The sequence below is a fragment of the Rothia sp. 18CD1-1 genome, assembly GCF_055285355.1.
The window spans coordinates 25,122-48,258 of record NZ_JBUZLI010000002.1; the positions used below are offsets into that span (position 1 = coordinate 25,122).

General features: G+C 59.4%; 22 protein-coding genes. 7 read left to right on the top strand and 15 right to left on the bottom strand.

Going from position 1 to position 23,137, the window contains the following annotated elements; translation table 11 throughout:
• The first annotated feature begins 7 nt into the window (after positions 1 to 7).
• The 4 genes from ACS1BR_RS01900 to ACS1BR_RS01915 are packed head-to-tail and all read left to right on the top strand — an operon-like array spanning position 8 to position 3,974.
• Complete coding sequence (locus ACS1BR_RS01900; RefSeq protein ID WP_463559772.1) at positions 8 to 922, top strand: L-ribulose-5-phosphate 3-epimerase; 915 nt, start codon at positions 8 to 10, stop codon at positions 920 to 922.
• A gap of 2 nt (positions 923 to 924) precedes the next feature.
• Positions 925 to 1,593 (top strand): L-ribulose-5-phosphate 4-epimerase, encoded by a 669-nt coding sequence (locus ACS1BR_RS01905; RefSeq protein WP_463559773.1) that lies wholly within the window; start codon positions 925 to 927, stop codon positions 1,591 to 1,593.
• A gap of 33 nt (positions 1,594 to 1,626) precedes the next feature.
• Positions 1,627 to 2,577, top strand: a complete 951-nt coding sequence (locus ACS1BR_RS01910) for a sugar kinase (protein ID WP_463559775.1) — start codon at positions 1,627 to 1,629, stop codon at positions 2,575 to 2,577.
• Positions 2,578 to 2,597: 20 nt separating this feature from the next.
• Complete coding sequence (locus tag ACS1BR_RS01915) at positions 2,598 to 3,974, top strand: MFS transporter (protein ID WP_463559776.1); 1,377 nt, start codon at positions 2,598 to 2,600, stop codon at positions 3,972 to 3,974.
• Positions 3,975 to 4,051: 77 nt separating this feature from the next.
• On the opposite strand, the gene ACS1BR_RS01920 is transcribed toward ACS1BR_RS01915, so the two are convergent.
• From ACS1BR_RS01920 to ACS1BR_RS01940, 5 genes are all read right to left on the bottom strand, one after another.
• Positions 4,052 to 5,368, bottom strand: a complete 1,317-nt coding sequence (locus ACS1BR_RS01920) for a hypothetical protein (protein WP_463559777.1) — start codon at positions 5,366 to 5,368, stop codon at positions 4,052 to 4,054.
• Positions 5,369 to 5,384: 16 nt separating this feature from the next.
• Complete coding sequence (locus ACS1BR_RS01925; protein ID WP_463559778.1) at positions 5,385 to 6,260, bottom strand: glycosyltransferase family 2 protein; 876 nt, start codon at positions 6,258 to 6,260, stop codon at positions 5,385 to 5,387.
• A 31-nt stretch (positions 6,261 to 6,291) separates the two neighbouring features.
• Positions 6,292 to 6,717: a DUF2304 domain-containing protein gene (locus ACS1BR_RS01930; protein WP_463559779.1), complete on the bottom strand. Its 426-nt coding sequence runs from the start codon at positions 6,715 to 6,717 to the stop codon at positions 6,292 to 6,294.
• 3 nt (positions 6,718 to 6,720) lie between these two features.
• Entirely contained in the window at positions 6,721 to 7,464 is a 744-nt protein-coding gene (locus ACS1BR_RS01935) for a glycosyltransferase family 2 protein (protein WP_463559781.1), read from the bottom strand.
• Between the two features lie 83 nt (positions 7,465 to 7,547).
• On the bottom strand, positions 7,548 to 9,614 hold the full coding sequence (locus tag ACS1BR_RS01940; protein WP_463559782.1) for a DUF6541 family protein: 2,067 nt from the start codon (positions 9,612 to 9,614) through the stop codon (positions 7,548 to 7,550).
• Positions 9,615 to 9,826: 212 nt separating this feature from the next.
• Here ACS1BR_RS01940 and ACS1BR_RS01945 point away from each other — a divergent pair, with 212 nt between their 5' ends.
• Entirely contained in the window at positions 9,827 to 11,068 is a 1,242-nt protein-coding gene (locus ACS1BR_RS01945) for an acetylornithine deacetylase (protein ID WP_463559784.1), read from the top strand.
• 17 nt (positions 11,069 to 11,085) lie between these two features.
• On the opposite strand, the gene ACS1BR_RS01950 is transcribed toward ACS1BR_RS01945, so the two are convergent.
• From ACS1BR_RS01950 to ACS1BR_RS01965, 4 genes are all read right to left on the bottom strand, one after another.
• Positions 11,086 to 11,709: a VanZ family protein gene (locus ACS1BR_RS01950; RefSeq protein ID WP_463559785.1), complete on the bottom strand. Its 624-nt coding sequence runs from the start codon at positions 11,707 to 11,709 to the stop codon at positions 11,086 to 11,088.
• A gap of 68 nt (positions 11,710 to 11,777) precedes the next feature.
• Entirely contained in the window at positions 11,778 to 12,089 is a 312-nt protein-coding gene (locus tag ACS1BR_RS01955) for a hypothetical protein (RefSeq protein ID WP_463559787.1), read from the bottom strand.
• Between the two features lie 152 nt (positions 12,090 to 12,241).
• Positions 12,242 to 12,907, bottom strand: coding sequence for a VanZ family protein (locus ACS1BR_RS01960; protein WP_463559789.1), 666 nt, complete (start codon positions 12,905 to 12,907; stop codon positions 12,242 to 12,244).
• Between the two features lie 245 nt (positions 12,908 to 13,152).
• The gene (locus tag ACS1BR_RS01965; RefSeq protein WP_463559791.1) at positions 13,153 to 14,178 is read right to left on the bottom strand and encodes an ornithine cyclodeaminase; all 1,026 of its coding nucleotides are present in this window, start codon (positions 14,176 to 14,178) and stop codon (positions 13,153 to 13,155) included.
• 140 nt (positions 14,179 to 14,318) lie between these two features.
• Here ACS1BR_RS01965 and ACS1BR_RS01970 point away from each other — a divergent pair, with 140 nt between their 5' ends.
• Complete coding sequence (locus tag ACS1BR_RS01970; protein ID WP_463559794.1) at positions 14,319 to 14,750, top strand: Lrp/AsnC family transcriptional regulator; 432 nt, start codon at positions 14,319 to 14,321, stop codon at positions 14,748 to 14,750.
• Between the two features lie 21 nt (positions 14,751 to 14,771).
• On the opposite strand, the gene ACS1BR_RS01975 is transcribed toward ACS1BR_RS01970, so the two are convergent.
• Positions 14,772 to 16,340, bottom strand: coding sequence for an amino acid permease (locus ACS1BR_RS01975; protein WP_463559795.1), 1,569 nt, complete (start codon positions 16,338 to 16,340; stop codon positions 14,772 to 14,774).
• A gap of 389 nt (positions 16,341 to 16,729) precedes the next feature.
• Here ACS1BR_RS01975 and ACS1BR_RS01980 point away from each other — a divergent pair, with 389 nt between their 5' ends.
• Positions 16,730 to 17,473 carry a hypothetical protein gene (locus ACS1BR_RS01980; RefSeq protein ID WP_463559797.1) on the top strand — a complete coding sequence of 248 codons (744 nt, stop codon included), beginning with the start codon at positions 16,730 to 16,732 and terminating at the stop codon, positions 17,471 to 17,473.
• Between the two features lie 88 nt (positions 17,474 to 17,561).
• Here ACS1BR_RS01980 and ACS1BR_RS01985 read toward each other — a convergent pair whose 3' ends face one another.
• From ACS1BR_RS01985 to brnQ, 5 genes are all read right to left on the bottom strand, one after another.
• Positions 17,562 to 17,957 (bottom strand): fluoride efflux transporter FluC, encoded by a 396-nt coding sequence (locus tag ACS1BR_RS01985; RefSeq protein ID WP_463559799.1) that lies wholly within the window; start codon positions 17,955 to 17,957, stop codon positions 17,562 to 17,564.
• A complete protein-coding gene (locus ACS1BR_RS01990) occupies positions 17,954 to 18,388 on the bottom strand; it encodes a CrcB family protein (RefSeq protein ID WP_463559801.1) in 435 nt (144 codons plus the stop codon). The genes ACS1BR_RS01985 and ACS1BR_RS01990 overlap by 4 nt, the downstream gene beginning before the upstream one ends.
• Positions 18,389 to 18,465: 77 nt before the next feature.
• Entirely contained in the window at positions 18,466 to 20,028 is a 1,563-nt protein-coding gene (locus tag ACS1BR_RS01995; protein ID WP_463559803.1) for a sensor histidine kinase, read from the bottom strand.
• A gap of 4 nt (positions 20,029 to 20,032) precedes the next feature.
• Positions 20,033 to 20,776: a response regulator transcription factor gene (locus ACS1BR_RS02000; protein WP_463559804.1), complete on the bottom strand. Its 744-nt coding sequence runs from the start codon at positions 20,774 to 20,776 to the stop codon at positions 20,033 to 20,035.
• 952 nt (positions 20,777 to 21,728) lie between these two features.
• Positions 21,729 to 23,081: a branched-chain amino acid transport system II carrier protein gene (gene brnQ, locus ACS1BR_RS02005; RefSeq protein ID WP_463559805.1), complete on the bottom strand. Its 1,353-nt coding sequence runs from the start codon at positions 23,079 to 23,081 to the stop codon at positions 21,729 to 21,731.
• Between the last annotated feature and the right edge of the window lie 56 nt (positions 23,082 to 23,137).

The following is a 23,137-nucleotide window of genomic DNA, read 5'->3' on the forward strand; positions in this document are numbered from 1 at the left end:
AAGACACATGTCTCATGCAGTTCACGAGCCCTGCGGCTGCGAGTCTCGCCCCCACGCGCTGGGGCAGGGAGATATTGCTCTGGGCATCTACGAAAAGGCAATGCCAGACGTCACCGACTGGAACAGTTTCTTTGCCGCTGTGAAGGAGGGCGGGTTCAGTTTTACAGACCTTTCAGTCGACGAGACCGCCGAACGCAAGGCCCGCCTTGACTGGCCGCTGTTGGAGCGCCGCGAGGTTCGTGATGCTGCGGCACGGCACGGTGTGCAGATCGGGGGTATCTGCCTGTCTGTGCACCGCGCCGTGGGCCCCGGCTCAGCCAGCGAGACCGTACGCGGTGAGGCAGCGGAGATTTTCCGCAAGGGAATTGAGCTCTGCCGTGACCTGGGCGCCCCGGTCCTCCAGGTGGCCGGCTATTTTGCCTACTACGAAGAGGTGACCGAGGGGCAGCGGGAGCGCTATGTTGAGGCCCTGCGGGAGGCCACCGGGTACGCGGCACGGGCCGGTGTCATGCTGGGCATTGAAAACGTCGACGGCAACGACGTCACCTCCATCTCCAAGGCTGTTGAGATCTGCGAGGAGATTGATTCGCCCTGGCTACAGGTCTACCCGGACATTGGCAATATCGCCGAGCAGCAGCTTGACACCGCATCTGAGCTGCGCGCCGGTGAGGGCCGCATGGTTGCCCTACACATTAAAGACGTGCGCGTGGGCGAGCCGCGCCGGGTTCCGCTGGGCGAGGGGATTGCCGATTTCCCCACCGCCTTTGCCGAACTGAAACGGCAGGGGTGGTCGGGCCGCCTCATGATCGAAATGTGGAACGATAACGCACCCGATTCTGCGGCCATATCGGCTGCGGCACGACAAAAGGTTGAGGGCTGGATCAAAGAGGCCGGCCTGAGTATAGCGAAAGTAGCGAGGTAGCGATGCTCGAAGAGCTCAAAAAGCAGGTGTACGAGGGAAATATTGCCCTGGCCAAAGAAGGTCTGGTGGTGTGGACGGGGGGAAACCTCTCCGCCTACGACGAGGAGCACGACGTCATTGTTATCAAACCGTCGGGGATGCTCTACGATCAGATGTCTGCCGACGATATGGTGGTTGTCGATATGGCGGGCAAGATTGTTGAGGGCGAGCACGGCCCCTCCTCAGACACCCTCTCTCATCTGGGCATCTATAAAAACCGCCCCGATGTGCGCTCCGTCGTGCACACACACTCCACCTACGCCACCGCCTTTGCCGCTGTGGGTCGAGAAATTCCCTGCGTTCTTACGGCTATTGCCGACGAGTTTGGGGGGCCGGTGCCCTGCGGCGGCTACGCCCCTATCGGGGGTGATGCCATCGGTAAGGAGGTGGTGGCAAAGATCGGCCGCTCCCCCGCTATCCTGATGCAGCAGCACGGTGTTTTCACCATCGGCTCCTCCATTAAGGCCGCGGTTAAAGCCGCGGTGATGGTTGAGGATGTTGCGCGCACCGTCTCCATTGCCGAGCAGATCGGCACTGTTACCCCGCTGTCCGATGAAGAAATTGAATCCAACTACGACCGCTACCACAACCGCTACGGCACCGCTGCCGCCAGCCTGGGTGTGAGCGACTAACACCACGGATCACATGTGTATAGGAGAAGAACAATGAAGTACGATCTCTCAACCATAGGCGAGGGCCAGATTAGGCTGACCGTCCCCCAGGGCGAGCGCCTCAATTCGACCCGGAATCTGCGTATGACCGCTGCCGGTTCGGAGGCCAATGTGGCCGGTCTGCTGGCTCAGCTGGGCCGCGAGACCACCTGGGCCACCGTGCTGCCTCGCGGGCCGGTAGCCCGCCGCGTTATTTCTGAGTACCGTGCCTCGGGTATGAACATGGATCATGTGCGGCGGGTTGAGGAAGGCCGGGTTGCCCTGTATTTCTTGGAGCCGGGGGAGTTTCCCATGCCGGGAAGGGTAATTTACGACCGTATGCACACCCCCTTCCGGTCGATCAAGCCCGAGGATTTTGACTGGGATGATCTGCTTGACACCAGGATTCTTTTCCTGACCGGTATCACCGCCGCCCTCACCGAGGACACCGCCAATGTTGTGCAGTTTGCTGCCCGCCAAGCCAAGGAGCGCGGGGTGAAGCTGGTACTGGATGTCAACCACCGCACCACCCTGTGGAGCAATGAAGACGCAGGCCGGGTGCTCACCCCGGTAGCGGAGCTGGCCGATCTGCTGCTGTGCTCCCGCAAAGACGCCGCGGCGGTGTTCGGTATTGAGGCCGGCGGGGTTGAGGTTTCGCGTCAACTGCGCGAGCGTTTTGGGGCAACCCATGTGGTGTCCACCGACGGTATCGACGGCGTCTATATGTCGTCTGAAACCGAGGGCGATGACACCTTCGCGGTGAACCGGGTTCCCGTGATTGACCGCCCCGGCGCCGGCGATTCTTTTGTGGCCGGAACCATTCACGGCTACCTCAACGATGATGTGCGCAGCGGTATCTCATACGGCCAGCGCACCTCTGCCTTCGCCCTGACCCATCACGGGGATCTCACAACTCTCTCCCCCAGAGAGCTGGATATTCCCATTACTAATGACATTGTGCGTTAGCAAGTGAGGAGTGATTTATCATGAGTTCTACCGCCGCAGAGAAGCAGTTTAGCGCCATGACGGCGCAGGAGCAGCTGGATAGCCGCAAGCTGACCGGCCATCAGAAGTCTCTGATTGGCATGGTGATCACCGGTAATATTGCGGAGTTTTTCGATATTTTTATCGTCGGATTTATTATTGCCATCCTGACCAAAGAGTGGAGCCTCTCCGGTTTTGAATCAGGGATTATTCTGGCCTGTGCGGGCCTGGGAACCGTGCTGGGGGCTATCTCCTGGGGTGCTCTTGCCGATAGGTTTGGGCGGCGTAACGCCTTTATCTGGTGCGTCATCATTTTTACGCTCTTTACCTTCCTCTGCCTTTTTGTGGGACAGGACGGCTGGTTCGGTATTCCGGGCTGGGTAATTTTTGCCGCACTCCGGGTGCTGGTCGGTTTCGGCGTGGGTGGTCTGAATATCACCTCTATCCCCTACGTGCAGGAGTTTGTGCCCACCAAACACCGCGGTTTCCTGGCCGGGCTGGGATCGGTTTTTATCCCCGCGGGGCTGCTACTGGGTTCGCTGGCTTCGCAGGCGGCCGGGGATGACTGGCACCTTCTGATCGCGCTGGGCACCCTCCCCGTTCTGCTCCTTTTCTGGGCGCGGGTGGTTCCCGAGTCTCCGCGGTACTACCAGCAGCGCGGGGATGAAGACAGTGCCCGTGCCGCTTTCGCCTGGGCGATGAACATCCCCAAGGAGGAAGTGGGGCAGCTGCCGCCGGCACCCAAAGAGCAGAAGAACGCCTACTCCCTGGTCTTTTCGTCCTATAAGAAATCTCTGCTGGTGATCACCCTGGGGTCTTTCATGTTTATCCTGGGCTCGTTCACCATCCAGTCCTGGGGCCAGACCCTGCTCGGCAGTGTCTTCGGTTTTTCGGTGAGCGCTGTCGCCGGTCTTTTTGCCGCGGTATCGATCGCCGACCTCCTGGGCCGCCTGGGTTCTGCCTACCTGGCCGACATTATTGGCCGCCGCTACACCATGCTGATCTTCGGTGTTCTGGGTGGTATCGGCTGTCTGATCGCCGCTTTCCACGGTGGAAGCGGGTGGGTTTTCTTCACCGGTATTCTGGTGGCTATGGCTTTCGGTGACGGCGCCTTCGGTATCCTCAACGCCTTCGGTGGAGAACAGTTTCCCACCGCGGCACGGTCTACCGGTCTGGGCCTGGGCTACGGTATCGGTGCTATCGCCAAGATTGTTGGACCCTACATGATGGGGGCAATGATTGGTGCCGAGAGCGTGGCAGCCGCCGACCCGCAGGTGGTCTCGCAGGCATTCATCTTCTTCGCCATCTGCCTGTTTATCGGTGCGGCTATCTACATGTTTGCCAAGGAGACCCGCGGTAGAGAGCTCGAGGAGGCGTAGCCGTCTTTCTGCCGCTCCATCGACTTCCTAGTTTTTGACCGACTTCCTGGGTTATTTCCTAGGAAGTCGGTCAAAAACTAGGATTTCGGCGCGGACGCACGGGATGCGATGAATACGGTTCCCGCCAGGTGCACCGCAAAACCACAGACCGGACCAACGTAAAGAGCCACCAGGGTGCGACCCACCAGGGGCAGAGGCAAAAAGGCCAGCAGGGTGGCCACCGCAGCTGCAACAACCCAGCCGAGCACATAGATCCGGTGAGCGTCGAGGGCAAGCACCGCCGTGCCCGAGAGCACCAGCAGAGCCATGAGAGCCGACCCAAAAACAAGGGCACCCAGAAGCCAGCCGGTCAGATACTGGTCATAGACAGCAACCTCGTTGGATTTGGGCGCATAGATCAGGCGGAACAGCAGGGGACCCACAGCCCAGGCGGCGGCGGCACCGAGCACACCGATACCCAGTAGGGCCGCCGAAGGTTTAGCCAGAGCGGACAGGGGGCGGTCCCGGTGTTTGAGGAATGTTGAAATAGCCACCCCCTGAAACTGCTGTAGGGGGATCATGATGGGGGACCTGCAAATGGAGATCGCCAGAATGAGGGTGGAGAGCAGAATCTTTGACTCCTCGTCGGTGGCGGTTCCCATGCTTGCCCTCAGCACAATGGGGAAACCCATCATCAGCACCGCCGAGGCGGCGGAAGAACCCATCGCCAAAAGAACCCGGCGGGTAAAAGCGCGCGCACCGACATCTGCCCGCGCCATAAAAGTTTTTCTACCCTCCCCCGTTACAAGCACAAGAAGAACCCACAGCACAACGGTGGACACCACGGCCACCTCAAGACCAAAAAGGCTGCCGATGGACATCGCGGCCGCCACCATGGCGATCAGCCGCCAGGTTGCCTCGCCCCCGCCCAGGGCGGCAAAGAGTATCCACCGTTCTCGGCCACCGGCGGCACCGCTCATCGCCGCATGAACCGCGTAGAGGCTCACACCCGCGGCCACTAGTAGCACCGTTGCCGGGGTGTGGGTGGGCAAATACTTGCTCCCCCACAGCGGCGATGAGGCAAGCACCAGCCCACCGATCAGACAGCCGATAGCAAAAGCGAGGGGTATCACCGGTGCCCCGCGGGAGGTGGCATCGTTAAGCCGCCTCTGTAGGCGCGCCGTACCCACCGCCCGGGTGGTCTCCTGCTGAACCCCGGAGACAATCCCAAAAATCCCAAAAAGGATGGACCAGAACAGTAAAAACTCTTCGAGGGGGGCACTGTCGAGTGTGCGTTTAGCAATGACGGTGGCCAACAGTGCAGAAACAGCGGTTACCGCAGATGCCACAAGCAACAGCATCGACTCTCTGGAGGTGATACCGGTCTTATCCTCCCGCTGTCCCTCGCTTTCCACAGCCGCCTCTCCCCGTCTAGCGAACCGCGTGACGAGCCAGATTTTTTACCCCGCTCCACTTTCGTGCCGCTACCGCCCGGGGGAGCAAAGTGGTGGCGTGCAAACGCGACGAGAAGTGCAGCCTGGCAATCTTTGCCGCTTTCTTCCAGCCCTGAGCCTCCAGTTCGGCGGCGATCGTGTCAAAGTAGGTGCGTTCCTCGTCGAAACGGGTCCCCTCCAGTGCCCGCCAGGACGAATCAGAACCACCGTGCCGCCGATACATGAAGGCCAGGGTCTGATCGTAGTAGAGGGAGCCGCCGGCCATGGCAATATCGAGCACCAGGGCCATATCCTGCACCACGTTGAGCCCCTCACGAAAACCAGTCTCGGTGATAGCCGATGCCCGCCAGCCCAGCGAGGGAAAGTAGAACCAGTTACCGCGCAGAAGGGACACGGCGAGTTCTTGTCCGGTGAGCACGGTGCTCTGCCGGGGCCGGTAAAACGCCTTGGTCTTTTCCACAAGGGTGTTTGAGGCCCTGTTCTTTTCGTCGATCACCACCACCCCCGGCTGGAATACGCTCGCCTCGGGGTGCTCTGCCGCCGCCGCTGTCAGCCAGTCAATATAGTTGGGCAGCATCAAATCGTCGGCACCCATCACGGTCACCAGCTCGTTCTCCACGAAGGTCAGGGCCTTACGGTAGTTGCCGTTCGCGCCGAGATTCTTTTCGTTCCGCATATAGGTGATCCGGGAATTCCCCAGGGATTCAAACCAGCCGGGAATCGAGTCGTCGGGGTAGCCGTCGTCGACAACGACCATCCGCCAGTGGGGGTTGTTCTGCCCTATGACAGAGCGCACCGCCTGCTTCATGAGGTCGACGTCGCCGTAGTAGGGAAACAGAATATCTACAGTCATGATTTATCTTCCGGTCTTGGAGTAAAGGTTTCTAGGCGCGCGGGTCGTCGCTGCCGGTTGCTGCGGGTTGGCCCGTGTGCAGGTTGTCCGCTGCCGACACACGGTTTTCGTGGCCGGCACCGCCGGGTTGCCGCTGGAGCGAGCGCATCATCGCCACCTCTTCGGCCAGGATTCTGGTCTCATCCGCCATCTTGGAGAGTTCCTGCGTCAGGTGCAGGGAAACACCGATGAGCATGATGATCGCCAGCAGAAAGAGCAGGTTCACCGGGGTTTCTATCCCCACCAGGTTGGCCAACCAGTCGAGTAGCCGGGGGAAGAGCGCAAGAATAATGATCAGGGCAGAAACAAGGAGCCACAGCGCGGCGTATTTCTCTTTCATTTTCTGGTTGCGCACCTGAACAAGCACCATCACCACCAAAATGACTGCGAGAACGAGAAAGAAGATATTTGCTCCCATTTCTTAGTTTTCTCCTACAGAGGTTTTCTTGCGGGTCATTGACATTCCAAAGGAAAAGAATGATCGCACCAGGTAAACCGCCGATTTGAGGGGGCTGGACGACGGTGTTCCCGCCTGCCGCTGGCGCATATGAACGGGCACCTGTTTGACGGTGAGGCCCGCCCGTATCGCCATGACACAGGCGTCGATGCAGTCGCCCAGGTACTCTGCCGGAAGGTGTTCGCAGTACTGGTCGATTGCCTGTCGGTCCGCGGCGCGAAAGCCGGAGGTGGCATCGGTGAATTTTTCGCCCGAAATTTTGGTGAACATGAAGGCCAACACGGTCATCGCCCATTTGCGAGGGCCGGTCACCCTGTAGTCGCCCGGCTGGGCGAAGCGGGAGCCGATGGAGATGTTGGTGCCGTCGTCGAGTCCGGCAAGAACCGTGCGTATCCCCTTGGGGTCGTGCTGGCCGTCGGCGTCCACCTGGATGGCGCGGTCGTAGTTCATGCGGCGGGCGTACTTGTAGCCGGTGCGCAGGGCGCCGCCAATTCCCATGTTGTAGGGGAGGTCGATCACAAAGGCGCCTGCCTCGCGGGCGATTTCTGAGGTGCGGTCCTGTGAACCGTCGTTGACCACGACCAGGTCGATGTCGGGCATCGTGTGAAACAGCTCGGTGATGGTGCCACCGATCACCTCTTCCTCATTCCAGGCAGGCATGATGATGAGGGTTTTCGGTTCACCGCTGTGCACGGAAGAAGATTGCATCTGTGTTAGCTCCAGTACTGTATGCGCCGGGGTGCGGCTAATCGTACTCAGTTTAGCAGTTGCGCCCCGGTGTTCTGTCTGCCCTAGGTGCAGGCGGTGATCTCGTAGAGGGTTGCCTGGCCGTCTGAGTAGAGCGGGGTCATAGCGCCGGTTTCTGTGGCGCCGATGTAGCCCGAGAAGCGCTCCCGGTGGCTTCCTCCGTGCACCTCCTGTGTGCCAAAGTCCAGGTAGTAGCGGGCATCGTGTTCGTTGATGAGTTCGCACACTCTGGGGTCGGTGTTGATCCGGTTGAGGTTTTTGCTCAGGTAGCCGCTGAGTTCGGTGTCGGTGAAGCTGGTGTGGTAGGCGGTTACTTTTCTGTCGGCGATTGCGTAGGCGAGGGATCCTCCGGTCCAGGGCTGTACGAGGATGGTGGCGTCTTCGGGCACGTAGTCGTCGACGTGTTCGAGTACTTCTTTTTCATCGGAGGTCAGCAGTCCTGTCACGGTGTCGGTGTCGGGGCTGTAGGTCCAGTAGGTGGCGGCCACATAGTCGGTGAGCGGTTTGGCTGTTTGGCCAAAAAACCCGATTCCCAGGGTTGTGACCAGGGCGAGGGCGGTGAGCCCGGCTTGCGGTCCGGTGACTGTGCTGGCTGGTCGGGATTCCCAGCGGTGGTATAGAGCGCGGGCCAGGTTGCTCGCGAGAGCCCGGGCGGCCAGGCGGTCTACCGCGAGGACGGCCAGCGGAATCATCACGATGGGGGTGAGCGCGGCTACCCGGTAGGGGTCGTGGTACCAGACCCCCGTGACCCAGTCGCGGTCGTGGTCCCAGCCCAGGTAGCGGATTGCCGTGTAAAAGTAGGCGGTAACGGCCCAGGATCCGAGTAGCCACAGGCTGCGGTTGCGGTCCCGGCAGAGGGTAATCGCCCCGATAGCGGCCAGTATGGAGACCAACCAGAGCGCACCGGTGTCCATGACCCCGTTGAGGATAAACTCACCGAAGCTCTGCGCCTGGGTGAGCTGCGGCTCCCAGCCACCGGCCTCGCGGGGCGGGCGAATAACACCCCAGAGGTAGTTGATCAGCAGGAGGATGCCGGTAATTCCCAGCAGCTGGACACCCACTATCCAGCGGGGGGTGAGTTTTTTGACTCCGCGAATTATTTGCAGCAGTGCACGGCAGACAAAGATGGGGATAACCATCACCAGCAGCGACATGATCGCGTTGGGGTGGGAGAGGGCTATACCGAGTGCCACGAAGAGCCCCAGGCACACGGACTGAGCCGTGGCGAGTAGGCGGTGGGGGGTGACCCTCAGCATCTGCGCTACCACCGCTATTCCGACGGGCATAAGCGTGATACCCAGCAGGTTGGGGTAGAGCACCCCAAAGTTGAGGAGGAGCAGGGGAAACGCAACGAAGGCGGCAGAGAGCACCCCGATGCTCATCATACCCACCGGGCCCGGGCGCAGGATGGAGCGGATCATGAAGACCAGGCTCAGCGGCCAGATGACAGCACAGGCAACCAGTGCCATGGCGCTGGTCGCCAGCTCAACGGTGGTACCGGTTCCGGTGAACATGAGCGATACGGTGTCGTGCCAGGCTGCCGGATAGAAATCCGGGGGGTTGTCACCCGCGGTCATGGAGGCCACAAAGAGTGATGAGCCGTTGGCGTGGTCAGCGATATAGCGCACCGCGTTGAGGTGAAAAATGTTGTCGTAGGTCTGTGACACCCAGTCGGGGTAGCCGATCGCGTTGGTGGTGTTGCGGGCCAGTAGCACCGCCGCTATCGCCAGGGTGGCCCAGTATAGTCCCTGCTCGCGTGAGAACCAGCGAGGCTCGGTGAGGCCGGGGGCTGCAAAACCGGCGCCGGGTATCCCCTGTTCTGCCCGTTTGCGGGGGGCATCCCAGATCTGTAGACGTAAAAGAATGCGGGTGAGCAGGTAGAGGACGAGCGCGGTGACCAGAGCGAAAGCCAGGGGCACCCACAGTGCCCAGCCGATCCCGAACACGGGGGCTACGATAGCGCTGATAGCTATCACCGCCACGGAGATGGCCGGTGCTATGGTCACGGCATCTATACCGCGCATGCGCATTGAGGCCGCCACGATGAGGCCGGGAACAACCACCAAGAATACGCCCACCACCAGGGGGGCGGTGATGACCAGCCAGCTCATATATCTCCTCCGCACCGTATGCGCTCGATCGTACAACCTCTCAAGTTTACCCCGCTCCCCTCCCGTTACGCCGGTTCCCGCGCACAAGACAATAATTCCCCGACCCCGCCATATGAGGGCGCGGGTTTGACCGCCCCGATGTCACTATGGGTTCTGGCCCATATACTGGATTGAACAGCACATTGTTTTCTGCCTCTGTAAGGTGTTGACCCATGCGTAGTTTGCCTGCCTGCCTCCCCTGGATTGAGAAGCTGGTTTCTATACCCACTGTTGTTGAGACCCCTAACACCGAGCTTTTAGAGGTGGCTGCCGCAGAGTTTAGGCGGTACGGGTTTGAGCCTCTCTACACTCACAGCGATGACTCCACCCGCGCCAACATGTTTGTTACCCTGCCGGCGGCCGATGGTTCGGTGGACGGGGGTCTGGTACTTTCTGGGCACACCGACGTGGTGCCGGTAGAGGGTCAACCCTGGGATACCGATCCTTTCACCGCCACCGTCAGAGGTGATCGGGTGTACGGGCGCGGTGTGGCGGATATGAAGTCTTTCCTTGCCGCTGTTCTGTGGATCCTTCCCCGTCTGGCAGAGGCACGGCGGGTGCACCCGGTCCACTGTGCTTTCACCTATGACGAGGAGATCGGCTGTGTGGGTGCTCCGCGCATGCTCGCCGATCTGGCCCGCCGCGGTATCAACCCCGATTTCGCGATTATTGGTGAGCCCTCGTCGATGCGTCCGATTGCCGCCCACAAGGGCGCTCACCGGGGGCGCGCCACGTTTCACGGTGTGGTTAAGCACGGTTCGCTGGCACCTCACGGGGTGAATGCGGTGGCCGCCGCAGCTAGGTTTGCCGCTTTTATTGAGGATATGGCCGATGAGTGGATTGAGTCGGGGCCTTTTGCTGAGGGGTTTGTGACCCCTTCTTCTACGGCCGGGGCTAACCTGCTGCACGGTGGTCTGCAGTACAACATTGTGGGTGAGCAGGCTGTGGTGGAGTATGATTTCCGCACGATCCCGGCCACACCCACGAGCCAGGTGGTTGACCGTCTCGAGCGCAAGCTGTGGGGAGATCTGCTGCCCGAGTTGGAGGCTAAGGCGGAGCGGGCCGAGCGGCTTTCCGGTGCGCCGGCGGGTTCGCTGAGGTCACAGGTGTCGGTTACCCACGAGCTTCTGGCGGCGGTTCCGGGCCTTGATACGGGCGCGGACGACCCCGTTTTCCGTCTCTGTGCCGCACTGACTGGCCACCCCGAATACGCGACTGAGCCTCTTGTCAAGGTCACCTACGGTACGGAGGCGGGCCAGTTTCAGCGGGCCGGCATGGGCGCTGTGGTGTGCGGGCCCGGCGATATTGCCCAGGCGCATACCGGCAACGAGTGGATTGAGCTTGAGCAGGTTTCTCTCTGCGAGCGCTTCATGGAGCGGGTGCTTGACTGGGCGCGGGGCGATCTGCGGGTATAGGTTCTTCACCGCACCGGCTAGCGGCTGTCTCCGTGTGTGCCCGTGCGGGGCTTGCGGTGGGCCCGGCGGGTAAGCAGTTCGACGCAGAGCCAGCCGATCACGGCACCGAGTGTGTTAGTGATCATGTCATCGACGTCGAATGTTCGGTAGCGGCAGCTGAAGTATCCCCAGAGGCCGGTGAGTTGGCTGAGCTCGATGGTGAGGGTGGTAGCGAAGGCGCTGAATAGGGTGGTGCGAAAGGTCCATCTGAATATCCAGCGGGCAAAAATGCCGAAGGGCACAAAGAGTAGCACGTTGAGGTATATCTGCACGAAGAGCCAGGTGAAGAAACGGGTAGCTCCCAGCCCGGCCGTGTTGTCGAGGGCGAACCGGAGGCTCCATCCGGGGAAGTAGCGCGGGTAGTAGAGGGAGCTGGAGCACTGCAGGGTGTCCGGATCAGGCAGGGGTAGCGAGGTGAAGGAGATAACCCCCACCAGGTAGATAATGATGAGCGGTGCCGCCCACACCCAGCGACCCAACAGTCTGGAGTTTTTTTGATAGTGGACCAGGGCAACGAGGGGCAGAATAATAAGGCAGGTAGCAAGTCCCAGTAGGAGAGCCTGCTGAAGGATTGGCCCTGACCACCGAAACAGCGTATTCATATTTTTAACCCTAACCCGCGTATTGAAGAGGCGGGTTTAGTCTACCTCGGGGTCCTGGCGGTGGTTCTTTAGCGGGAGTACACGATAGCCCGGCCCGTCTCGCTGCTGCCGTCGGGAAAGTCTATGCTGTATTCGAGTTTTACCTCACCGGCAGAATCTGCGCGGAACATGAGGTGGTCTCCCTCCACATAGGCGGCACCGTGGGGGGTGCTCAGCCAGGTGAGCGGGGTGCCATACATGTTGAGTAGCCACACCGATGCCTCGGTGTCCGGGGCCCCGTAGGGCTTGCCGGGGACCACCTCGATCCTGGTACCGATTCCGCGCAGAGCGGTAACAATGTTCTCTCCATAAGAAATCGGGGTATCCACGACTACTGACACCTGGGGCTGTTCCTTTATAACGTTAAATACAGTGCGAACGAAGGGCCGGTTTTATCTCAAACCTGCTCTACTATTAGAGGATACTGGCAAAGCCGGTCCCCCGGTGTGCTCATACCCCGTTTTTAGTGCCATCTCTTATGCGGACACGTCAGCTATTTTGGTGACATGTCCTGCGTATGCTTACAGGTTTTTCTTCCGCACCCGTCCCCTGAACTTTCGTGGCGGGGTGGAATAAACTCGTGTTTCGGGCGGCGGCGGGCAGCAACCCAGCCGGCCGCCAGCAGCGCACCGCAGAGACCCCCCAGGGTGTTGGTGATCAGGTCATCCGCGTCGAAGATCCGGTAGGCGCAGGGATAGTAGCCCCACAAGCCGGTGAGCTGCGTGGTCTCGATCAGAAGCGACCCACCGGCAGCCAGTAAACCCGTTGTCACAATTCCCCGTTTGAAGACAGCGCGCAGGATAAAGCCGCCGGGCACAAAAAGCAGTACGTTGAAAAATATTTGCAAAAAATTGTGGCCGGTCAGTACACCGGCAAGCCCGCTCTCTTGACTCTCTGCCAGGATCGTGGCAAGACCTGAAAAGGGGACGAGCTGGACCGGGTTTCTACTGCACACCACCCCGGACGATCCCAGCGGCAGTATCGTAAAGCAGACGACACCGGTGACATAGACGGTGACAGCCGCACAGACTAACAACCAGTAGGCCCGTAGTCTCTGGCGGAAAATGAGCTGGGCGCAGGCAAGCAGGGGGACGGTGACCGCGCACAGTGCCAAACCCCAAATTATCCCGGTCACCCCAAAGGTGCCCCAGTTGTTCACCCGCGCCTCACCCTCGGTACAGCTCGGCTTCCGCTCAATACCGGGGTGTCCGCCGCTATGTCCGGTAGCTTGGGAGTGGTGCTAGGGGCGGGTTCTGCGGGGTGAAACATAGGGTTTTCTCCTGCCGGTTGCCAGATCTCTGTCTCCCAAGCTAACCCCGCAGCGGCAGTCTTCGCACCGATTGAGGGGCGAGAGATTGGGCACGTGGGGGCCGGCAGTGTGCAACCGGCAGTGCGGCCGAAACCCTAGACCGGGGCGTTAACTTTCACCAGCGAAAAGAGATCTTTCGGGTCATCGGGTTCCGCCACCAAATCTATGTACTGCTGGAGGCTACTGTCTGCCGTGGCATCTGAGCAGTAGCGCAGGGCGGAGAAGTCGGCGATCGCAAAACCTACGGAGTCAAAGAGCGTGATGTCCTCATCCCCGGTGCGCCCGGGTGCGTCCCCGGTGAGCACCTGCCAGAACTCGGTGACGGGAAAATCATCGTCTTTCTGCTGAATCTCACCCTCAATGCGGGTCTGGGGCGGAAATTCCACAAACACCTTGGCCCGGTCAAGAATTGCGGAGTCAAGTTCGGTCTTACCGGGGCAGTCGCCGCCCACGGCGTTGAGGTGCACACCGGCTACCACCTGGTGGTCCGCAAGAATGGTGTTCTGCGCCTTATCCGCGGTGCAGGTGGTCACGATATCCGCTCCCGCCAGCGCCCGGTCCACCGATTCCGCCTCGCGGATCTTGAAGCCAAGCGGCTCGAGGTTGCGGCGGAATTTCTCCACCGCCAGCGGGTCAATATCGTAGACGGAAATATCTTCAATACCCAGCACAGCCCGCATACCCAGGGCCTGGAACTCTGCCTGAGATCCGGCCCCGATCATCGCCATGTGCCGGGAGTCCGGGCGGGCCAGTCGCTTGGCCACCATGGCCGACATTGCCGCGGTACGGAGCGCGGTCAACAGTGTCATTTCGGCCAGGAAGACGGGGTAGCCGTTGTCGACATCTGCCAGGAGGCCAAAGGCGGTGACGGTCTGAAAGCCGCGCGCGGGGTTGGACGGGTGCCCGTTGACGTACTTGAAAGAGTAGGTTTCGTGGTCGGAGGTGGGCATAAGCTCAATCACACCGAAGGGGGTGTGGCTGGCAACGCGAGGAATTTTGTCAAACCGTTCCCACCGCTTGAAGTCGCTTTCAAGGTAGGGAACCATACCGCCGATGATATTCTCCACGCCATCGCGTTGAATCCATCGGGCCATGCTCGCAACATCTACAAACTGGGTCATCTAGATTTTCCTTTCATTAATGCACCGGGAAAGGAGTTGAGTCATATTTTATAGGTAAATATAGGTATCAATGGGCCCAAAACTGTGTAAAAACACCTCTCGGGTGCGCAACTTGTTCAGGTGCTGATAACATTTTGTTCATGACTCGCCTCACTCAGTTTGAGCAGCAGCTTCTGGCGGCCCTGCGACAGAATAGCCGCACCCCGGTCTCGGTACTCGCCGAACAGCTCGGGGTATCCCGCGCCACCGTCACCAAAACCATGGCGCGGTTAGAGAACCGGGGAACAATTGCCGGTTACACGGTTCGTCTGGGAGGGCAGACTGATTCTGACGAGGTCCGCGCTATCACCTGCATAGAGATTGAAAGCTCCTCCACCCGCCGGGTGACCGCCCAGCTACAGGGTTTCCCCGAGATTCACGCTCTCCACACCACAAACGGGGTGTGGGATCTGATCGTGGAGCTTCGGTGCCCGGATCTTGCCCATTTTGACCGGCTACTACGCCGGATCAGGGAGACCAAGGGGGTCGTCAGTTCGCAAACCAGCCTCCTGCTCAACAGCCTGTACCCGTAGAGCGGCGGGCCCACCGGCCGTCTACGCCTCAGGGTCCTCGCTATGATTTACGCGGATCTCCACCTTGGCTTTCCCCTCATTCTTGTAGAGATCAGAGCCCGGGGTTCGCGCGATAACGGGGAATCTGCCGGTGTAGCCGTCGCGAACTGCCGCGTATTCGTAGACACGTTGACGCACCAGGTACCAGCCGCCCCAGAGTAGCGGAATCACCCCGAGCGTGGAAATGAGGGTGTAGGTGCCCACGGGGTAGTCCAGGGCGGTGAGCACCAAAACCAGCAGGATGAAAGCGATGACAGCCCAGTCGGCCACCACGCCACCGGGGGCCCGGTAGCTGGGGCGCGTGTACCTGCCCTTTTTGGCCAGGCGCAGGAACTTCTGGTGCGACATCACGATAGCCACCCAGCTGGCCATGGTCCCGATAGCGGCGATATTGAGCACCACCTCAAAAGCAGCATCCTCCACCCAGTAGTTGAGGGCGACACCAAAGAGAGCAACCACGGTTGTCAGCAGAATACCGGCCACGGGCACACCGCCTTTGGAGAGCTTTGCCGCTATTTTAGGGGCCGATCCGGCCACCGCCATGGAGTGCAGAATACGGCCGGTGGAGTACATGCCGGCGTTCATGGAGGAGGCCGCCGCGGTGATCACCACCAGCTGCATGATGGGGGCTGCGTAGTCGATTCCCACCGAGTCAAAGAAGGTGACGAAAGGGGATTCGTTACTGCTGTAGCGGGTGTAGGGCAGCAGCAGGCAGAGCAGAACCACCGAACCCACATAGAATACAGCGATACGCAGGACCACGGTATTGATGGCCCGGGGAATAATTTTTTCAACGTTTTTTGTCTCGCCCGAAGTGGTGCCGACAAGCTCGATACCCGCGTACGCAAAGACCACGCCCTGCATGATGATCACCGCCGGCAGTATGCCGTTGGGTAGGATACCTCCCGATTCGGAGATGAGCGAGAAACCTACCGGTTCGCCGGTGGGGGTTCCGAAGATGATAAAGCAGATACCAACCACCATAAAGAGCAGGAGGGCCGCCACTTTGATGAGGGCAAACCAGAATTCGAGCTCGCCGAAGACTTTAACCGATATGAGGTTCATGGACACCACCACGACCACCACAACCAGGGCGGTCGCCCAGTTGGGGATGTTCGCTATTGTGTCGTTGTACTGGCCAAACCAGGAGATGTAGATGGCGATGGCGGTGGCGTCGGCAACAGCGGTCATAGCCCAGTTGAGCCAGTAGAGCCAGCCTGCCACGTAGGCTGATTTTTCACCGTAAAATTCGCGGGTGTAGGAGACGAAGGAACCCGATGAGGGCCGGTGAACGATGAGCTCTCCCAGGGCTCGGAGAATAAGGTAGCCAAAAAAACCGCATACCGCGTAGATGATGGCCAGCGAGGGTCCGGCTTGTTCAAGCCGTGTTCCGGTACCCAGGAAAAGCCCGGTGCCGATCGCTGATCCGATGGCAATCATTTGGAGCTGTCGCGCACCCAGCCCCTTGTGAAACCCCTCTTGCTCGTGGGCAAAGGGGTCGTCGTTTGCCGGCTGTTTGGGCTGTGTCTCGGTGTGTTTTTCTGTGGACATGGGGAACCAATCTCGGTCGGGGGCACCCCGCGGGGCGCTCGAAAGATTCAAGCTACAGGATTCCCGGTGCAGTGGCGCGTAGCTCGTTGAGGACATTAAGACTATAACCCATGCACCGCCTTCTTGTAACCCCTATTACATTTCGCCGATGTAAAATTTTTGCCCCGTTCCCCGGCCCCTTTTCCATACCACTGTGAGTGTTCTCGCGTGAGGACACGCTGCCCCGGTGGGATTAAATATATTTAAAGATGTACCCTAAAGAGGGTAAATGTCATCACAATAACCGACATGAGGTTATCAGTAATCCGCGTATCAGCGCGTCGATTTGTATCGCAAGATTAAAAACACCGTGTCTTTTATTCACTAGAACCAACACACTAAGGAAAACAATGGAAACATCGCGCCGCACCCTTGTTAAAGGAGCAGCCTGGGCAGCACCGGTCGTCGCCGCAACCGCAGCAATCCCGGCCTACGCAGCGTCAAGGGAATCTAATCTGACAGCGGTGAGTGTAGACGGGCCCGGGCGAACCGGTTCCGGTTACATGTGCGATAAGGTCTACAACGAAGGTTCTGGAAACGCCCTTCTCGACTACAATTCAAACGAATACATGGTCATGACCGGGGTGTGGGTTAACGATAGCGAAACCGATGTTCCCGCCGGAGTTACCCTGTGGCCGCGCTACATGACCCAGGATTATTTCGCGCAGGCTCTGCTGGTCAGCGCAACTCTCGATGGAAGAGATCTTCAGTACACCAACCTGCGCTACACCTACAACAACTACACCAACGGTAAGACAACCTCAGATCGTATTACCTTCAATGACGGTGAGATAGCTCAGGGCCAGAATCCCGGTATTTTGCTGACCACGGCGGAAGCTATTCCTCCCGGGGGGAGAATTACCGTTGTGTACAGGGTGCGTTTCCGGGAACTCTCCGGCTGGGACGCCTCAACCAGTACCTACTTTACCGATGAGGCTAAGCGCCGCCCCCAGGTCGGTGGGTACCCGATGATTTATCATTTCTCCTACGAGGGTGAAACCAATAAGACCGCCGCTAATAACTCAAAGAGTAATTCACACTTGCTTTACTCTAACTACAACACCAGCTGCGGGCAGCCCTGGCCTCTCTACTAGTTTCGGGTCTGGGCACGTTTGGGCGGGTGTGTTGATCGCACCCGCCCAATATTTTTTACCCCCGAGTCTTTATCTGTCGGACACATAACTATGATCCGGCTAGTCTCAGGCCCAGAGCCGCCGCAGTAAAAGCCGTACAGGGCTGAATCAGAAGCAACAACAGGCTGCCGCCCACCCTGCGCTGTCGCAGTTGTTGGACCGCCTCCACCGTGGCGGTTGAGAAGGTGGTGAATCCACCCAGGAATCCGGCACCCAGAATAGTTGATAGGGTGTGGGCGGCTTGGGTTCCCCAGGTAGTTGCCAGCACTCCGGTGCAGAGCCCGGTGACCAGCCCCAGCCCCAGGGAGCCGGATACGTTGACGGTGAAGGTTCCCAGCGGTATAGCGCTTTTGTTGCCGCGATCAACAATGCGGTCAAGGGCGAATCTGCACCATGCTCCGGCGCCACCGCAGATAAAGAGGACAGGCAGCAGTGCGGGACTCATACGGTGCTTTCCAACTTACCGGACCGGCCGCCCCCGCTGGCACAACGAAGAATATATTCTGCAAAAAGCATACTTGTCCAGCAGCAGAAAATCGCCGCCAGCAGGGTTCCCCCCGAATAGAGCAGAAAGGCTGCGGCGCTACCGTCCCCAACCAGTTCGACTGCCTGCACCGCAAAGCTGGAGTAGGTGGTGAATCCACCCAGTAGACCGGTGCCCAGGCTCAGGCGGATGCGCTGCCGCGTACCGCTTTTTCCCAGATACGGTAGCAGTCCCAGCAAAAACCCCAGCAGAAGGGCACCCACCACATTGACAGCACAAATAACGAGATACCCCCGGTAGGGGAATGCCTCACCAATTCCCCAGCGCATAAGGACTCCGCTACCACCGCCGACAAACACCCAAAGTCCTGCCGGAATTTTTTGTAATTTCATGTTTTCACACTACCCCGCCCAAACCCGGTGGGCCGTGTACCTTATAGAGTTTCCGGGCCGGGCACAGGGGTGGAACATTATCCCTTCTCCTGTGTGAGAGGTAGCCGCACCGCAAATTCTGTGCGCCCGGGCCGCGACGAAACCTCGATGGCCCCGCCGTGCGCCTCAACAATCGCCTTGGCGATGGGCAGACCGAGGCCGGTTGTCCCGTCCGAACCCGAACGCGCCTCATCTGCGCGGCTAAAACGGTCAAAAATTTTACCGATAAATTCGGGGTCTATCCCCTGCCCTTCATCGACCACGGTCATGATTACTTCCCGCCCGGTAGCGGAGACCCTGAGGCCGGCAGTGACACGGGTCCCCTCGACGGTGTGTTTTCTGGCGTTGGAGAGCATGTTGAGGAGCACCTGCTGAAGCTGGTTTCGATCACCCAGCACTTCCACCGGTTCCCGGGGAAGCTCAAGCTGCCAGACATGGTCCGGGGCGGCCACCCGAAAATCAGAGACGTTCTCCACCAGAAGTTCTGTGAGATCCACCTTCTCATAGACCGGGTCCCTACCTTCATCGAGGTGGGCGAGGAGGAGCAGATCCTCAACCAACCGGCTCATGCGCCGGGTTTGCGAGTCGATACGCTCTACCGACTGCTGCCCCGATTCGCTCAGTTCCTCTGTCCACCGGATGAGATCGGAGTAGCCCCTAATGGCCGCGAGCGGGGTGCGCAGCTCGTGGGACGCATCGGCAACGAACGCCCGCATCCGGTCCTCGGTGTGCTGGCGGGCTTCCAGGGCGTACTGCACGTTATCAAGCAGCTGGTTCAGCGCGTAGCCCACCGCCCCCACTTCGGAATTTGGGTTGGCGTCGCGGTGCATCACCCGCTCAGTTTTGGGCAGGAGCTCGGTTTCGAGGTTGGATCGGGCCACACCGGTAGCCACCGCGGAGACTCGCTCAAGCGGCTGCATGGTGCGGCGGATAATCCATGACCCGAGCCAGCCCGCACTCACCATCACCGCAGCCGATCCTCCGGCCATCACGGCCACCAGGGTGGCCAACGTGCGCTGCGAGTCCCGCAGGGGGATACCTGTCACCACCACCGTTTCGGTCTCGGGGGAAACATCGACTGCCTCCACCAGGTAGCTTCCGGTTTCAAGACTGACCTCGGTGGCCGTGCCGTCGGCGGTTATTCCTCTGAGGGTGTCGATGTCCGCGCTGCTGAGCGGCTGCGAATTGCCGTCTTTATCAAGTACCCCCGAAAAAATAACGGTACCCCGGTCAAGGCACATACTGAGGGTTCCGGCCGCCTGCCCCGGTGCATCCAGCGGGCTCTTGTTCTGCTCTTCACCGCACCCCCGTGTTGTCTCAGCAGAAGTACCGGGCTGCACGGGGTCCTCGGATACCGGGTTGGGGGCCTCCGGAGAAGCACCCGGTGCGGGTTTGTAGGAGACCGCCCGGTTTGACGCCTCATCCAGCCTGTTAACGATCTGCCCCATCAGCGAATTTTTGAGGGTGATATAGCTTGAGACCCCGATGATCAGGCAGGCGACCCCCAGCATCACCACCAAAATGACGGTGAGTTTTGTGCGCAAACGCGGCACGGGCACAGGACGGCGCCCGTTTTCTTCAGTTTCGTGAGAGGCAGTCAAGAGTTTAGGTGGCGGGTTTAATGACGTAGCCGGCCCCGCGCACCGTGTGAATCATGGGGTCGCGACCGGCATCTATTTTTTTCCGCAGGTAGGAGATATAGAGTTCCACAATGTTGGCCTGGCCGCCAAAGTCATAGTTCCACACGTTGTCGAGGATTTGGGATTTGGAGACCACTCGCTTAGCGTTTTCCATCAGGTAGCGCAGAAGCTCAAACTGGGTGGCGGTGAGATGGATGTTGTCCCCGCCGCGAAAAACCTCGCGGGTGTCCTGGTTGAGCACCAGGTCTCCCACCACCAGCTCCACCTCATTGGCCGATGCCGCCCCCGACCGCTGGACCAGGCGGTGTAGACGAATCATGACCTCCTCCATTGAGAAGGGTTTGGTGACGTAGTCGTCTGCACCGGCGGACAGTCCCACTATGCGATCGTCCACCGAGTCTTTGGCGGTGAGGAAGAGGCAGGGGATACCGGGGTAGAGTTTGCGAAGGCGTTTGAGCAGTTCGACGCCGTCGAATCCGGGCATCATAATATCGAGCACGAGCACGTCGGGCCGCCAGTCTCGGGCAAGGTTGAAGGCGTCGGGTCCGTTGCCTGCCGACTTTACTTCCCAGCCGGTCATTCGTAGTCCTACGCTGACCAGTTCTTCGAGCATCACTTCGTCATCTACCACGAGGGCGCGGATGGGGGACCCGTCCGGGTGTTCGAGAGCCGGTAGGTTTTTGGCAATTTCGGTTGCTTTGCTGCTCATGTTTTAAGGGTAGCCGGCCAGGCGGTGGCCTCGGAGCTTTTTTCGGTTTTTAAGCCGGACGCATGGTGTGTGCTCCTGCCCGCTGCCAGAACGGGTCCGGATTTTCGTGGCGGCTACCGGGAGGCGCCCGTTGGGTAGTTGCCACCGCATCCCTCCGGTAGGTGTTTGCCACCCAAAGAGGTGACAAATTACGCGGTGTAAACCTGCCGGCTGTACACCCTGTGCAGCGCGGTATGAATAGCTATTTTTTGTACTCTCACTAGTAAAAACATCTTTTGTGGCTGTGCATTTTAGCCGCGCAAAAATTTATTTCACCGTCAGCTTTGCCCCCATAAATGGGGGCAAAAATTCTATTTTCTGAGCGTTTTAAAAGGGTTTCCAAAGGGTCCCGCAAGCCTCCCAAAACATGGCTCTGACTAGGGGTTTTAATCGCCAGACCAAATCCTTCAAGCGCGAAAGACACGAGTCGGTTACCGGTGAGTAATATTTTTTCGTAATTTTCACAAAATTACTTGCAATCGAAAGGGTTTCCTGTGCTATAGTCGTCTTGTTGTCAACTATTGCACCCAACAGGGTGTGTGCGAGACCGAACTTGCTGAGCACTGCTCGCAGTTCACCCAGACGGGCTCGTGCCGGAGGTTGTGGTTCCCCCCGGCACGAGCCTCTTTTTTGCGCCTTCTCGTCCCGGAAAAATCCCGCTAACCCCGGCCTCCGCGGCACACCACACCCATATATCGGCTGCCGTAGCCCAGTACGCACAGTTACTGCGGGGCCGGATTAGACCGGCGACCGGATGCCCGGGCCCAATCTTCTGCCCGCCCTGATGATCGGTATCCTTTTTGTGCTGGCGATGGACTATCGGGTTTTAGTGTCGGGTATGCGTGAGGCCCGTGTTCACGGCAGGACGGCCAGGGCGGTGATCACGGTCGCCACCCTTGGGGGCAGGGATTATCTAAGCGGAAGCGTTCGCTGTTTTTCTGCCTCGTGCGTCAAAGGCGCAGCCGATCCCGGCAGCTATCAGGGTGGGCACCATCCAGCCAAGGTCTTGGTTGTGCCCGGGGGAGAAACCTATGATTGGCTCGATCACGGCGCTCCCCCAGCCCAGCGTATTGAGGGTCATGAGGGCCGCCCACACTACCGCCACGGTGAGGGCTGCTTTGAAGGTGATATTGATTTTCTTGCCGGTGAGTGTGTTAAGGAGCGGCTCGATGAGGGTGAGCAGGATGAGGGTGATGGCCGGCGGGTAGAGGAAACCCAGAATCGGTGCGGCGATAGCGAGCACGCTTTGAAGGCCAACGGTGGAGACCGCAAAGGAAATAAGGGTGAAAAGCACCAGCCACCGAGAATATTCCATTCCGGGAATAAGTCGGGAGAAGAACTCTGAGGTGGAGCTGAGCAAACCAACCGCGGTGGTGAGGCAGGCCAGCAGAACGATCAGCCCAAAGATCAGTGCACCGGCCGAACCCAACACCTGGGAAGCTGCCGCGGACAGCAGCAAAGCGCCGTCCGGGTAGTTCTGCCCACCGTCGATTGAGTGCCCTATCCAGCTCAACCCCAGGTAGACCAGAGCCAGCAGAACACCGGCAATAATCGACGATACGGTGATCCCGCGCATCAGCAGCCCACCTCGCTCAAGCCCCTTGTATTTGAGCGAAGAGATAAGAATGATGCCAAAGGCCAGGGCAGCCAGCGAGTCCATGGTGAAGTATCCCTGCAAGAAACCGGCAGCAAAGGGGTTTTCTGTGTAGGTGTCGGTTGCCGGTGCCGGGTCCGTGTGCAGGGTAAAAACCGAGAGCACCATCAGCAGAGCCAGAAGCAGCACCAGGGCCGGTGTCAGAAATTTACCCAGGGCGTCCACCACCGAGCTGGGCCGCAAACAGATTACCAGTGTCACCGCAAAGAACACGGCAACAAACAGGACCAGAGAGAATTGCGAGTCCCAGTCAAAGACCGGGGTCACAAACATCGAATAGCTCACCGTGGCGGTGCGGGGTACCGCATAGAAAGCACCGATCGCCAGGTAGACCAGGGAGGGGAAGACAACGGAGAAAACCTTTCCGCCTCGTCTCGCCAGGGCCCGAATATCAGAGCCCGTGCGCGCCAGAGCAAAAATGGTCAGAATGGGAAGGGCCACCCCCGTGACCAAAAACCCCAGGAGCGCGGGAACAAAATTTTCTCCCGATTCTGCGCCCAAGACCGGCGGAAAAATGAGGTTTCCCGCACCAAAAAACATGGAAAACAGCATCAGCGAGGTGACGAGGACTATCCCGCCAAAACCCGCCTTTTTGGGTGTCTGCTGACTCATCTGTGCATCCTGACAGCTTGTGAAAAACGGTGCGCTCGGGCTGAACGCGTCCCTCT